15 protein-coding genes are annotated in these 13681 nt (G+C 43.4%); 4 read left to right on the forward strand and 11 right to left on the reverse strand.

Going from position 1 to position 13681, the window contains the following annotated elements:
- Positions 1-9 precede the first annotated feature (9 nt).
- The 5 genes from HP548_RS17895 to HP548_RS17915 all read right to left on the reverse strand — a co-directional run bounded on the left by HP548_RS17895 (position 10) and on the right by HP548_RS17915 (position 4122).
- The gene (locus tag HP548_RS17895; protein WP_175382424.1) at positions 10-753 is read right to left on the reverse strand and encodes a hypothetical protein; all 744 of its coding nucleotides are present in this window, start codon (positions 751-753) and stop codon (positions 10-12) included.
- Positions 753-2057, reverse strand: a complete 1305-nt coding sequence (locus HP548_RS17900) for an SPFH domain-containing protein (protein ID WP_076289032.1) — start codon at positions 2055-2057, stop codon at positions 753-755. The genes HP548_RS17895 and HP548_RS17900 overlap by 1 nt, the downstream gene beginning before the upstream one ends.
- Before the next feature lie 297 nt (positions 2058-2354).
- A complete protein-coding gene (locus HP548_RS17905) occupies positions 2355-3422 on the reverse strand; it encodes an ankyrin repeat domain-containing protein (RefSeq protein ID WP_175382425.1) in 1068 nt (355 codons plus the stop codon).
- A gap of 194 nt (positions 3423-3616) precedes the next feature.
- Positions 3617-3844, reverse strand: a complete 228-nt coding sequence (locus HP548_RS17910) for a hypothetical protein (RefSeq protein WP_246318104.1) — start codon at positions 3842-3844, stop codon at positions 3617-3619.
- A 71-nt stretch (positions 3845-3915) separates the two neighbouring features.
- The gene (locus HP548_RS17915) at positions 3916-4122 is read right to left on the reverse strand and encodes a hypothetical protein (RefSeq protein WP_175382426.1); all 207 of its coding nucleotides are present in this window, start codon (positions 4120-4122) and stop codon (positions 3916-3918) included.
- A gap of 163 nt (positions 4123-4285) precedes the next feature.
- Between HP548_RS17915 and HP548_RS17920 the strand changes: the two genes are divergently transcribed.
- Complete coding sequence (locus HP548_RS17920; protein WP_175382427.1) at positions 4286-5260, forward strand: serine hydrolase domain-containing protein; 975 nt, start codon at positions 4286-4288, stop codon at positions 5258-5260.
- A gap of 109 nt (positions 5261-5369) precedes the next feature.
- On the opposite strand, the gene HP548_RS17925 is transcribed toward HP548_RS17920, so the two are convergent.
- From HP548_RS17925 to HP548_RS17935, 3 genes are all read right to left on the reverse strand, one after another.
- Positions 5370-6398, reverse strand: coding sequence for a serine hydrolase domain-containing protein (locus tag HP548_RS17925; RefSeq protein WP_175382428.1), 1029 nt, complete (start codon positions 6396-6398; stop codon positions 5370-5372).
- 81 nt (positions 6399-6479) lie between these two features.
- Positions 6480-7211: a DUF1361 domain-containing protein gene (locus tag HP548_RS17930; RefSeq protein ID WP_076289028.1), complete on the reverse strand. Its 732-nt coding sequence runs from the start codon at positions 7209-7211 to the stop codon at positions 6480-6482.
- Between the two features lie 32 nt (positions 7212-7243).
- Positions 7244-7777 (reverse strand): hypothetical protein, encoded by a 534-nt coding sequence (locus HP548_RS17935; protein WP_076289027.1) that lies wholly within the window; start codon positions 7775-7777, stop codon positions 7244-7246.
- Between the two features lie 149 nt (positions 7778-7926).
- Between HP548_RS17935 and HP548_RS17940 the strand changes: the two genes are divergently transcribed.
- Positions 7927-8553: a spore coat protein gene (locus HP548_RS17940; RefSeq protein ID WP_246318118.1), complete on the forward strand. Its 627-nt coding sequence runs from the start codon at positions 7927-7929 to the stop codon at positions 8551-8553.
- A 216-nt stretch (positions 8554-8769) separates the two neighbouring features.
- Entirely contained in the window at positions 8770-9726 is a 957-nt protein-coding gene (locus HP548_RS17945) for a hypothetical protein (RefSeq protein WP_175382429.1), read from the forward strand.
- A 145-nt stretch (positions 9727-9871) separates the two neighbouring features.
- Here HP548_RS17945 and HP548_RS17950 read toward each other — a convergent pair whose 3' ends face one another.
- Together HP548_RS17950 and HP548_RS17955 are read right to left on the reverse strand one after the other, a co-directional pair.
- Positions 9872-10798 (reverse strand): sigma-70 family RNA polymerase sigma factor, encoded by a 927-nt coding sequence (locus HP548_RS17950; RefSeq protein ID WP_099858349.1) that lies wholly within the window; start codon positions 10796-10798, stop codon positions 9872-9874.
- Positions 10799-10835: 37 nt separating this feature from the next.
- A complete protein-coding gene (locus HP548_RS17955; protein WP_079693993.1) occupies positions 10836-11282 on the reverse strand; it encodes a carboxymuconolactone decarboxylase family protein in 447 nt (148 codons plus the stop codon).
- A gap of 359 nt (positions 11283-11641) precedes the next feature.
- Here HP548_RS17955 and HP548_RS17960 point away from each other — a divergent pair, with 359 nt between their 5' ends.
- Positions 11642-12688 carry an aromatic ring-hydroxylating oxygenase subunit alpha gene (locus tag HP548_RS17960; protein ID WP_175382430.1) on the forward strand — a complete coding sequence of 349 codons (1047 nt, stop codon included), beginning with the start codon at positions 11642-11644 and terminating at the stop codon, positions 12686-12688.
- 122 nt (positions 12689-12810) lie between these two features.
- Here the strand turns inward: HP548_RS17960 and HP548_RS17965 are convergent, their stop codons facing one another.
- On the reverse strand, positions 12811-13515 hold the full coding sequence (locus HP548_RS17965) for a cupin domain-containing protein (protein ID WP_175382431.1): 705 nt from the start codon (positions 13513-13515) through the stop codon (positions 12811-12813).
- Positions 13516-13681 lie beyond the last annotated feature (166 nt).

Genomic DNA, 13681 nt, shown 5'->3' on the forward strand with positions numbered 1-13681 from the left:
CCTATGAATTTATGATTTGCTTGTCACGATCTGTTGATTCCGCTCTTTCAAACGGGACTTTAATCGGGATAGTTGTGAAGCAAGATGCTCGCTATTCACCAGTTCTCCTGCTTCGTAATGAGTTGAAAGCTCACTGTTTATCTTTTCAATATCCATCAAAATCTGGCGGTCATTATATTCAAGTGAATGTGGAGTGATCGGGTCACTATATTTTACAAGTTCTATTAATGTTTGAACGGCCTTCCTCTCTTCTTCCGCAGTCAGAACAAAATGGCGCTCCATCGTGTGAAGCAGCTGCTGCAAAGCGTTCTCAATCAAATGTAGATTGACCAATTTCGTTTGCTCAACGGCTTCATTACGACGTGTACTTTGAATAAAGATCAAAATGATGCCACACAGAATGAGGGCGATAGCTAAAGTTACCGTATGTAACAAAACGAACCAGCGTAAACCATGATCTGCTAAACCTGTAAACAGAGAATATATCATTACACAAATCAGATACATCACCAACACGATGCCTAACGCTGTGTAACCAGGAACCAATTGTTTAAAGCGATCCATATGTAGCATGACATACCTAATATAAATCCAAATCGCCGTAATCGCGACATAAGTAGCCACAAGATTCATCCAGAAAGAAAACGATACAATGGCATGATTAAACACTGTAAAAGAAACGACTGAGGCTACAAGCATGCTGATCAGATAGATGGCATCCAAAATGAAAAGGTTGCTCCGTTTAATTATCACTATGCCTGCCCTCCATCTTGCAGATTGTTTCCGCAATCCAGACAGAACTTCTGACCGGGCTTCACTTCGTGTTGACATTGACTGCATTTCAAGGACAGACTGGAGCCGCAATTGCCGCAAAATTTAGTTTGACCCGAATTGATATGATTGCACTTGGGGCAAGGGCTAGGCATCGGTTCGTGACACTGAACACATTCCAAAGCATTCTCCGCATTATCTGCCCCGCAGGATGGGCATGCATGATATTTGTCACCACAATTAGGACAAAATTTGGTCCCTTTTTGCAAGGCATGTCCACAGTTGTTACAACCGGTCATTGCTGATTTTTCGGCAAGTGAATTGCCACATTTGCTGCAAAAAGAACTATGCTCCTGGTTCGGATGACTGCAATGTTTGCATATGCGTACAGCAGGTGTTTCCGTGGTAGCCATCACTTTGGACATCTGGGACATCTCGCTGCTGAATGATCCTCCCAGTCCAACACCCATCCCCATACCAAGCCCTGCACCCATTATATCCGATTGCATGCTTCCTTCATTTTTGGCTGCACCTTCAAGCGTATCGAATGAACGCTCCTGTTGATAGGTATACCCGATAATATCCATTTCGGCTTTGCGTGCCAACGCTTCTCTCAAACGAATGACCGAAGGGTCCTCTTCAGGCAGATTGACATTGTGGATATACAGGTTGATTAATTCAATACCAAATTCTTCGAAAGCAGATGCAATCGTATCAGCAAAATGTCGTGATATTTCTGCGATATAAGCATTGATTTCCAGTACACTTACTTTTCTATGTATTAGATAGGAAGACAGCATGGAGTTAATGTTCATAATAATTAGCCCGCGAAAGTAATTGACCATATTAGCCTGGTTAAATTCAGGCAGTGTTCCCACAAGTTTGACCAGAAATTTGCGAGAGTCTGCTATTTTTATTCCCATCTGTCCAAATGCTCTCACGGGAACGATAATATTATATTTTGGGTCCTGTACCTGAATTGGATTTGCTGTTCCCCATTTCACGTCTAGTGCGCTTACTTGGTTGACGTACCACACTTCTGCTGCAAAAGGTGATTTACCTCCGAACGGAAGGTTAACGAGCCGGTTTAAGATCGGGATATTCGCTGTACTTAGCGTATGTCTTCCTGGCCCGAACATATCAAGCGCTCTTCCATCCTTAAAGAGGATCGCCTGTTGGGATTGATTCACAATCAACTGGGTCCATGTTCCCAATTCATTCTCAGGATGTTTCCAAGCAAATACATCTGGTGAACCGTCATACTTGATTACGTCAATAATGGCCATTTCTCTTCCTCACTCCAGTAGTAGAATACTATAATTTCATTGAAACAATTGTACTAACAATCGATTTCTAACAATCTAAAGTTAAACTATTTTAAATCTTATTTATCTGCTAATCTTTCAACAAAAATGTTTTTTCATGTTTAGGCATTGCTATTTTACCATTTATAACCTCCTTTCGCACTAATTTAGTTCATATTTCATGAGATATTTTTCCTATAGATGAATGGTATAGACACTAAAAAACCTCCTGTATATCGACAATATACAGAGGTTCTTGTGATGGTGGAGTCCCTCTGGTTAATTCAGGAGATTATCCATATATGATGCGGGATTGGCCATGAACGCTTCGAATGTGGAGATCGTTCCAATCTCCTGATGTTCAATATCTGCGTAACCAATCATTTTTTTGCTTGGATTCCAGACGATTAGGACATGGGAGTACTGATCCACGTCAGAGGATATACGCAGCAGTTTCTGTCTGCCCATCTTCATTTCAACCGTATCGACCAGATGGAAGAATTCGATGTATCCCACGCCGGACGAATTGTCCGGCAAGTCGATTCTTCGCGGACCTTCCGTTAGAAAACGGATTAATGCATCAGGCAGCTTGTACGATTTGAGCACATGCAATTTATTGCTCAGATTGTGAAAGTCTTGAGGCTCATGAGCTTTCAAATACTCTGCCATTTCAGCATTCTTCTGACTGATCGCAATCGTATATGCCCGCTCCCCATCCTTCTCTTGAATAGTTACATCCGCTCCACGCTCTACCAGAAATTGAACCATCTTCATATTGTTGTTGCGAGCCGCTACCGTAAGCGGTGTAGCCTTGTATGGATACACCATATCGGACTCGTTGTAATTGATGTCCACGCCCTCGTCCAGCAAATACTGAACCATCTTCATATCGTGATTCGAAACGGCTTTTCGTAATGTTTTCCCACCATATTTTCGAATATCCAGTCCGAGGTCCTTCAGCACTGCGATGTTCTTTTTGTTACCGTAATAGGCTTCATCATACGCATTCGACTTCACCCTGCTCAAACCGTTCAATCTGGCACCCTTCTGATGCAAATATCGGATGATCTCTTCCCCGCCATATCTGACCGCCTTGAGGATTGCTGGATTATCCTTCACATTCAGGTTTACTCCGTTATCTACCAACAGCTTGACCACTGCCTGTTGATTGGTGATTAGAGCAATATCCAATGGCGTCAACGCTATGTATTTACTGAGCGTAATTTCTCTTTCGAGATCCATGCCCTGTTTAATAAATTCTTCTACACCAATAACATCTCCCTTGTAAATCGCTATAGCGTGATCAGGCAACGTTTCAAACGTACCTTGATTTCCGATTTTGAACAAAAGGTGTTACCTCCTTCTGGTTAAATATCTCATGACTACTAGTCCTGTAATGCTCATTATAATTAGTATACCTGCTATCCTTTTCATTTGTACAAACCTCTACCAAAATCATGATTCCAGTCCTAAAGCCTTTCATACAAACCAACCCCGAAACATAAAGTTCCGGGGCCAATATCATCCTTTAAATTACACAATCAATCATGCGCTGAATTCTCTTCCCGGCCAACGCCGATATATGATCCTACGGTCGAAGCTAGTGCTCCACCTTCCACCAAAAGCGGGTTAAAGACACGGTCTGCCAAAAATCCTGCGAGACTATAGGATACAATAAAACCCAATTGGGATAAAATGCCGATGATTCCCCACACCCTGCCTTGTTTCTCTTTGGGTATGTTATTGCGAACCAATACATCTGCACTCATGTTGACAAAAGGCAGTGAGGCCAAAAACCTTATTTTAGGACAAATTTAGTCTGTTTTGACTTAGTCTCGTCTCACCCATACTGCCCGAACGTAAATGCTTCAGCGGCTGAAATGTGATTAAAACGCCAAAGCACACGGTTGCAGAAAAATACAACGATGGCAAATATGAAGACAGCCGCAAACAAAGTTATGCCGTAGTGCAACCATGTCTTGGGAGCTGCCCCCATGTATAGCAACATGACCAGAATGACTACAGCTGCGACTAGCCCATCGGTCAACGCATGCAATAACTGAATCAGTCTGTGGTCCAGTTCTTACTAATCCATGAGTCTGAGGTGAATGAATTGAGAACTTATTTATTCCTATGCTAAGATAATGATTCAAACCTTTTTCTAATGAATACTCAATTTATGGGGTAAGTCCCAAATAAGAAAGGACACTATGAATCCTTCATCCATACCATCCATGTTGCATCAAATCATCCCGCCGCTGGATCTGCGCAGTTGCTTAGTCAGTGTACGTGGTGAAATCATTTACGAGCACTACCGCAATCAAGAAGCAGCAACCCATATGGCCAAAATCAATTCCTGCACCAAAAGTGTGCTGTCCGCACTCATATGTATTGCGATGGATCACGGATGGCTGCCCGAAGCTCCTACTCCAATCTCCACCTTTTTCCCGCAGTTGGTGTCAGACCCTGACTCCCGCAAACCGGAGATTACGTTAGAGCAGTTATTAACGATGACGGCTGGATTCAACTGGGACGAATTCGGAGGACAGAATTCATTTCCTCGTATGACACGTACGGATCACTGGGTGAACTTTGCGTTGGAGCAACGTTTAAGTCATGTGCCAGGTACATATATGGAATACAATTCGGGGGTATCACAAATATTGTCTGCCATCCTCATGCAAAGTACAGGAATGTCCGTAGCCGAGTTCGCGGAACGTTATCTATTTGGCCCTTTGGGAATACAACAGTATGAATGGGAAAGCGACCCACAGGGTGTACATACCGGAGGGTTCGGCTTAAAGATGTTGCCGGAGGATTTACTGAAATTCGGACAACTGTTTTTGCAACAAGGCATGTGGAACGGGCAGTCGCTGATTTCGAGTGATCTTGTTAGCCGCTCTACAAAACCTGCCATTTCGGTTACTCCACCCAATCATGGTAGTTACGCTTGGCATTGGTGGGTGGATGCTTATACCAACGAAACTTCAGAAGCTAAGGTTGCGGAACAGCCCACTTCCATACTCCACTATTATTACGCCCGTGGATTTGGTGGGCAATTTATATATATCGTCCCGTACCTGGAACTCGTTGCCGTACTCACCAATGACAAAAGAAAGAAGGAAAAACCTCCGCTGGATGTATTCCCCAAACGGATTGCACCCCAATTGGTGAAATTCTTATAGACCTTTTCTCTGAGTTGTGGATCAAACCAAATAACCCCATAGCTTACCCGGCATTCACCGGTAACTATAGGGTTATTCCATTACTTCGTACATCGATCCTCAGCCAAGTTCATCTCACCAAAGCCTCTTCCACAGCCATGGTTATGGGATAAGGACCCGATTCTTTGTTGGAGAGGACAACAACTTGCAGGTTGTGAGCTGGATATACGGAAGACATGAACGACACGCCAGGATCGAAACCCATCACATGATATTTTAATAACGCTTCCCCTCTCCGATTAATCCAGATCCCTTGCCCATAAAAGGTTTCATCATCCTCATGGACATATGGCGTGATTAACTTTCCCGTCGTTTCTTCGCCCAACAGTTCATTACTGAATAACGCATTCCAGAAACGAATCATATCCGGCGCTGTTATATAAGCTCCACCATCAGCCCCACCCTTAACAGGAATGGAAAAAATGTTACTGGTCCAGGAGCCATCCTCCTGATCCATATATCCGATCGCAGTATTACGGGGAAGACGATCTGTCTCGAAGTAGCCCGAATCCGACATGCCGCACTTGTTAAAAATATTTTGCTCTACGTAGTCTGTAAACGACTGCCCCGTGTGCTCTTCAACAATGAGACCCAATACGATAAATGCCGCATTATTATAATGGAACCGTTCACCCGGGGCTGATTTCATGGGCTGATGCTGAAACATTGGCAGAAAATCATTCAACTGCCGCATCGAATAGACGGGTCGTTCCTTCCACAACTCAGCGAAATCCTCCATCACTTCTTCATCAAAATAGTCCGGGATGCCTGAAGTATGGGTTAACAGCTGATGAATTGTAACTCCTTGATCCCATAGAGGAAACTTAATGCTCAAGACATCTGCCAATCTGGAATCATACGATAATTTTCCTTGTTCAATCAATTGGCAAATACTCACTGCCGTAAAAATCTTGCATCCAGATGCAATGCCAAACCGTGTATGTGGCTGATTCAAACGTTCATCACTTCGATTGGCATATGCACGAGTCGTACTTAATAGGGTATGCCCGTTTTGTTTTATCAATACTACGCCCGAAAAATCAACGTTCTCCATCACTTCTGTTATTCTGCGTGTCAGATCCGTTATACGCTTCATCATCGTCCACCTAACTTTTTTCAATTCGATTTCCATGCTCAGATGCTGCTCAATCACGTTTTTGTTTCAATGCTAAGGAGTCCATTACCGCAAGCCTTGCAGATCAGCCGCTGAACTTCCAACCTCCGTCTTCCTATCACGGGAAGATCTCGTATTTATTAAATAGTATAACGTCGCGTAGATCGTAAGAATAAACGTGCCAAAGAACATACAGAAAGCCAGCGATGGACGACTTACACTTTCATGCATAAGTTCAACCAACGTCTCACGATTGGTTAACGCATCCCAGCTGTTCAAGCGATATACACGTCCAAGCAGAACACCGTAACTCCCCAGTGCACAACCCCCTAGCACAAAGATCCATGAAACCCATCGTCCCATTTTGTGATGGATCACTTCCTGAAGCTGATACATCGAAAGGAATCCTAGCAATAAACCCGTCCAAACGAACATCAAGACAACAATTAAGTCATACCAGTACTTGTAATCCAATCCATTGGCTCCGCCATAATAGCGGGAACTGCGTGCCGTCAGGTGAACAAGATCCGTTACAATGTAGGAAGAGTTCGGGAAGAACAATAACCAGAGCAGTCCGCTTGCAACGGCAAACCATGCTGCCCCTTTCCATTTAACATGGCTAAAACCATAAGCCATATAGGAGAATACAAAAGGAATCCAGCCCAGGAACAGGTTCCAGATAAGGAAGCGAAAATAGCGCTGATCCAGCCAATCCGCAGCCGCGTAATACAAACCCAGGGTCACCACTGTGACCACACTTAGAAAAATAAATACTTTAATATAATTCAGTTTTCTCAATGATATTTACCTCACTTGATCCTGAAATACATTCAGTTCCGAAAATATCGGATGATCTCTTCCTTGTTCTTTTCCACACGCAGATTTAGTCCGCGTTTATCCTTTAACCCATATTGCTGTAGTTCATGTCCCGGATCAAGCACCAACGGTTTCATTACTACATCTTCCAACAAGTTCATTGTCAGTTGATAGGTTTCACGCAGTTTATCCACCGGAATAATCGATTCATATCGCTTGATCAACTCAATCAGCCGTTCCGCATACACTAGACGCACCATACTGTCCGCACTCATCAGCTGTCTTGATGCGAATGCTGTGACTGCAGTAATAATCAGCGGATTTGCATGATATTTGGCAATTGACGTAAGCTCATCAACTGCGTCCCAGTTCATGATAGATAATCCAGCGGTTAACTGACCTATTCTTTCATCCATCCATGTCTGCTCCAGCTCTTGCGGCACATCCCATTGCTTATAGTCTGTATAAACACCACCACGATGCATCTGAATAGCGCTCCCATAATGTTTAACGAATATCCCTTTGGGAACGCTCCAATCGGTTTCCATCCAACAACCACCATACCTGTCTCTATTTTCGCTTATAACCGGCACACAATACATAAATTTACTGTTGAAGACCATACTAGGATCATACCATTTCCCAAAGGAGAATCAAATTCACAATGAATCCAAATTCAATGCAGCCTTCAAACCGAATGCAACCTGCTAACAACGCAAATTCAGACTTCACATCCCACTTGAACCATGGCGGGCATGAAATGTTTGATATGCATGAAATTCTGTCAGGAGCCATCAACGTATTGGATCAATACATGATGTTTAGAACATTTGTACAAGACACTGAACTTCTCGGCATCCTTGATCGTCAATACAATTTCATGTTATCCCAATACAATCTGACTGCAGAATGTCTCTCCACTGGACACAAACCTCATCAGGAGACAGCAACTTACATGATCCCAAATATCGTTCCGCCTGTATATGGCCTCAAGCCGTCCGCGCCGAAAAAGCCGAATCAATCCCTCACCGATGTCAAAGATGCTGGAATCAGCGGTCATATGCTGGGTTTGATCAAATCACACGCTTCTCTACTGGCCATGTCTGCGCCTGAAATTACAAACGGAGCAGTGCGGAGAGTCATCGCTTCCCAAGTGCAACACTTTATTGAGATGGCCTACGAAATTTTCATGTATCAAAATCAACACGCCTATTACCAAGTTCCGCAACTGAATGCAAATGATACCAAGCAGATGCTTCAGGCCTACGTCCCTGCAAATGGAGCCCCTCAGATGCCACAGAACAATAAACCACCTCTGCATTAATCTAAAATAAGCTTAATCAACAAAGAACAGAATCTTCAACCCACTCAAGGTTGAAAGATGCTGTTCTTTGTTATTTCCAGAATCATCTCATGTTTGCAGCATATCTTGAATAACACATTTTATTTTCAAGGAATTCTACCTTGATTCGATTACCAAAAACTGGTTTAATCAGAATGTGGTCACAACTACTCATTATGTAACATGGGAGGTTTTTGAATGCGATTGAATCCAACGATTAAAATTGGTTTTCTAGCCATTACATTAAGCTTTACAACCATCTGTGCAACTCTTATAACATCCCAAACTACATTGGCTGCACCTGTCCCAGCTTCCAAAGCGGTATATCATCAATTTCAAATGTATTCAAAAAATGCAGTGAAATCCACGCCCAGCCTGGTTCAAGCACGTAAATATCTATTGAATCATATCGATGAAGTCGGCCCCTGGCAGGCCACCCTGATGACCCTTCAACTGGAGAATTTGCAAAAGATCAGACTGGCTGACTTGGATCAAAAAATGTATACGGAACCGTTTCAAAGCGTTCTCTATGAAGCCCATACCAACATAGGTTATGAACAAAAGCTTACATATAGCAGTCTGCTCAAAGTGATTAAAGAACCGGCGGTTCGCAAGCTCTTGCAGGAAGCCTCCGATCTGGGATTCAAACTGGAAACCAGTGAAGGTCTATACTATCCTATCATCAATTATGAGATGTACAAAAAGTTTCAGCCCTACGTGAAACCTGACATTGTTGCTTACATTGATATTATGGCTGCGGAATCCAACCAGCCCACAACTTCCGATGCAGCCTTTATCATAACCTGGGATGAACTCATCCGGCGTACTCTAGAGAAGGAAGCTTTTCTGAATAACTTTCCAAGCTCTAATCGTGCGTCAGCAGTCAAGAATTCATTGTACGTTGGTTACCTGTTTTATGGAAGTGATAACTCTCCTGCCTATGACTGGTACACGGAAGAAGAAATTCGTACTATCGATCCAGAAGTGAAAAAAGCATATGAAAAGGCTGTGGCAAATAGGGAGCGCAATACGAAGAGTGTACTTCTGGATACAGTGGAGAGGATATTGCATCTTCTCGATGAGAGTAACGACGAACTCACCCCAGAAATCAAAGAAATCACTGACCATGTTGAAAACCTATTTGCCAATGATTAATAAATATTAACCGGTCCAAAGTGGATGGTTGTTAGTTTACAATAAAATTAGCTACAGTCTTAAAGCTAAAAAAGCGGCACTCCTCTTTACAGGGTGTGCCGCTTTAACATGCCTTGAGCCCTTCTTATATCATTTCAGAAAAGTATTATCTCGATACCGATGTAAGTTTGTCTGGATTCACAACGAGATAGAACCCCTCTATTCTTTCTCCAAGAGAGTCCAGTTCCAAACACAGAACTTCGGACAACTGTCCGTTTTCCAGTAACGCAAGGTGCTGCTCTCCGTTGATATATGTGGGCACCCACTCTCGTTCTCGCAATCGGGTAAGTACCCGGCGAGAGGTCAACAAAGCGAGTACACCTTTATGAACTCTCATCGTTCTCATGACCGTATGCACACGTCCACCGCCATCTGCCGTAAAAACGGGTTGTTCGGCAAGCAGCTCAAGCATCTCGGAGACATCATAATTTAGAAAAGCAGTTGTAAAACGAGCCAGCAATTGCTTTTTTGCAGCATAATTTGCAGAACTCTGTTCCATCGGCGGAAGTCTATCGGGAAGCTTGCGTCTGGCCCGACTAAAGATCTGACGGCAGTTGCTCTCTGATTTGCCCAACCAATCCGCTATTTCCGTATATTCATACTGGAAAGCCTCACGAAGTACAAAAACGGCACGCTCTATCGGGGAAAGCTGCTCCAGCATAACCAGATAAGCATAGGAGATCATCTCCTTCTGCTGCACGGTTTCTTCCGGAATGTTTCCCATTTCACCGTAGCTCATCGGCTCGGGAAGCCATTCTCCAACATAACTTTCCCTTTGATTACGGGCAGAGTTTAGCAGATTCAGACTCCGGTTTACGATTAGTTTAGCAATATAGGACTTGGCATTACGGATATCATCAAGAGACTTGCTCTGAAGCTCTGCAAAACAATCCTGCACAATATCTTCAGCCTCCACAACACTGCCAAGCATGCGGTAAGCAATGGAAAAGGCATAGGCTTTATAACGAATATACAATTCACCAACTTCCAGAGAAGACACTTCTGGCTCATTGGTGAGGGGATTGAATTTCATGAGAATGGCCTCCTCTGGCAGATGGTCGAATGTTTACTTAATTAAAGCAGCCTGGATACATCCCTGTTGTAATGGCAATCCGGTTCCAGCTATTAATCGTGTTGATCGCCATGATCAGATCCACAAGTTCAGCCTCACTGAAATGTTCTCTAACTTTTTCATACAATTCAAGTGGTACCCCTTGTTCGGAAATAAGTGTTACGGCCTCAGCCAGCTCCAGCATAACACGTTCTTTTTCCGTAAACAAAGGCACCTCGCGCCACACGCTCAGCAGCAAAATGTGATCGGCATAATCTCCAAGCTTCAACAGATCTTTGGCATGCATATCAAGACAAAACGCACAACCATTGATTTGGGATACACGGATTTTCAGCAGCTCATATAACGGTTTGTCTTCAAACTGACCTGAAATGTGCTGCTCCAATGCCATCATTGCTTTGAAAGCACCCTGGTTAGCCACTCTATAATTCACTCTTAAACTCATTGCATTCGCCTCCGTATTTTGGTCTACAACCTTAAGACAAATCAATGCTCACATCTGTGACACTTTTCTATAAAAAAATTTTCAACATATTAGGGCACAGAATATAGCTCGATCAATAATTAAGATAATTAATTTGCGTGGAGCTTGCCCGATATAAATATAGTTCACGTAAAGCGTTATGTATAAACAGAATTTTCCGTATTTATGTTAGCTGTTTGATGTATTGTTTGTGATTTTGAACAAATAATCCTTATACATATTGATACACGAAACAAAAGAGTAGTAACATACGGCTACAAAGTAAACTTTCCTGACATAAACAAATGAACGATTCATTATCCTAGCAAGGAGTGACTTCCATGATAACTTCCAATTCCAATCCTCAACTTACATTCGAACTGCCTCGCGGTTGTACGTTCTCCGCTGAAGACTGGCATGTATTATCTCAATATTGGTATCCGATTGCTCAGGCAAGCGAAGTGACAGATAAACCACTTGCCGCTCAATTGCTTGATGTCCGTTTGGTCCTGTATCGCAGCAACGATAAAGTTGTAGTTGCTAAGGATCTTTGTTTTCACCGTGGCGCTCCGCTCAGTAAAGGCTGGGTAGAAAATGGGGAAATCGTCTGTCCATATCATGGTTTCCGTTATAACTGTGAGGGTAAATGTACCGCCGTACCTGCACACCCCAGCTCCAAAATCTCCCCCAAACTGAAACTTATCGTATATCCTGCGGTTGAACGTTATGGCCTGATCTGGACTTCACTTGCGGGTACCGACGAGCAGATTCCTGCATTCCCGGGATGGGATGATCCAGATTATATTAATATCCTGCCCCCGAACTTTGATATCGCAGGTTCTGCTGGGCGTCAAATGGAAGGGTTTCTGGATGTATCCCATTTTGCCTACGTGCATACCGAGACGTTCGGGGACCGAAACAACACGGAAGTGCCCCAATACAAAGTAAAACGCGAAGGCAAAGAACTGCTTGCAGAATACTGGAGTTCTGTTAGCAACTATGGCAAAGGTCAAGATAATGTAGCACCCGAAGGTTTTCAGTGGCTGCGTGAATTCCGCGTATTTCCACCATTCGCCGCATCACTGACGGTTCACTTCCCGGAGAACGATAAGCTGAACATTCTGAACTGTGCCTCTCCCATCTCAGCACGTTTTACGCGGTTGTTCTGTCCGATTACCCGTAACTTTGACAAGGATGCTCCGATTGAAGATACCATTAAGTTTAACTTGCAAGTATTTGAGGAAGATCGGGAAATGGTGGAATCACAAAAGCCAGAGGATTTGCCACTGGATCTGCATGCAGAAGCGCATATTCCCGCAGACCGTACCTCTATCGCTTATCGTCAGTTATTGACAGAGCTTGGTTTGGGACGGAATTACACATCATAAAATAAATACAAATGAATACAAAAAGAAGCGTTCCTACGAACGCTTCTTTTGTATAGTTGCTACACTTTCACTCGTGACAATGTACTGGGTTTTACCCCATATAAATGCCTTATATCGGACACTTACCCTTGATTATAGGTGTTCACAGGAGGTTCTGTATAATACGGACAGCCTGGTTCGTGAATAATACGGGGATCAACCCATGTTCCCCAATATGGAAGGCGATTTACATACGGCTGTGCGTTAGGCTGACTATTTGGCTGCGGCATGTTTGTTGCCGGAGAAACTTGAGTAACACAGTCCACTGGCGGACCAACGATTACTGTTTTTTGAATTGGAGCAAGTGTTTCCTTCACCTTGTTCTCATCCAGACAATACGTATGGGCCAGAACACTCGCAGGTGTCAGTCGTAAAATATCCGAACCAAATATAGCTTCAGGAACCGGGGCATCGAAGATAGCCAGCAGATGGGTCTGATCTACCGTTGCAATTTCATAGTGCCACCAACCTTGCGGAACATTAGCTACTTGACCCGGAGTAATCGTAAAGTTCAGCAACTCATTAGTAAACGGGTTTATAAGGGAAACGACGGCGGAACCACTGATGCAATACACCAGCTCGGATGCATTCTGATGAATATGGGGTTCAACCACATTGCCTGTGCTAAGAAAAATGTCCAGTAAGGATACGTTACCCAAAGTGTTTAATTGATGAATGGAGAGAAAGTTAATATAGTTATTTCCGTCTTTTTGGAAGAAAGGATTCTGGTTCACGTCAAATGTAAATTGGGTGGTTGGTAAGGTATAGTCCATATAGGAAGTTGCCAAAATAAACGCCTGCCCTTCGCTCTCGGTTTAGGTGATAACCTATAACGCCAGCTTATGCTCTGGGCTTCTATGCGTGAGCCCATTTCTGCTGAAGGGTTATGATACAGCTACCAAATCTTATCCACCTTTACCCGTACCACGTTCTATTAAGCCCTCTGTGTCACTC

It is taken from the genome of Paenibacillus taichungensis, from assembly GCF_013359905.1.
GTDB lineage: Bacteria > Bacillota > Bacilli > Paenibacillales > Paenibacillaceae > Paenibacillus > Paenibacillus taichungensis.